Annotated in this window: 1 protein-coding gene; it reads right to left on the bottom strand. The window is 77.2% G+C overall.

From position 1 onward, the window contains the following. Positions 1–413: M48 family metalloprotease (locus tag EAD96_RS00035; protein ID WP_147457801.1), on the bottom strand; the 413-nt coding region annotated here is incomplete at both ends.

Below are 413 nucleotides of genomic sequence, written 5' to 3'. Positions count from 1 at the left end.
CATGCGCGTCGGCCCGGGCCTCCACCCGGCGGGAGACCAGCGCCTGGACCGGCGCGGCGACCAGCCCGACGACCGTGACCAGCGCGATCAGCAGCGGGACGGCGCGCGGCTCGGCCACGGAGTCCACCCCGGCCAGCCGCAGCAGCGGCGCCCAGGAACCGATCAGGTAGAGCGCGACCACCGCGGCGGCGGCGCCCAGCGCCCCGGTCAGGGTGCCGACCCAGACGTCCCGGTCCTTCGCGTGCCCCAGCTCGTGCGCGACCACGCTGGTCACCTCGGCCGGGGTCGCCTCGCGCAGCAGGGTGTCGTAGACCACCACCCGCCGGGTCGGCCCCAGCCCCGAGACGTACGCGTTGACGGCCTTCGTCCGCCGGGACGCGTCGGCGACCAGCACGTCGCGCACCGGCACACCG

Source organism: Micromonospora sp. BL1 (genome assembly GCF_003667485.1).
Taxonomy (GTDB): Bacteria; Actinomycetota; Actinomycetes; order Mycobacteriales; family Micromonosporaceae; genus Micromonospora; species Micromonospora tulbaghiae.
The sequence above is the reverse complement of the archived record's forward strand: the minus strand, read 5'-3'. Positions and strand labels throughout refer to the sequence as shown.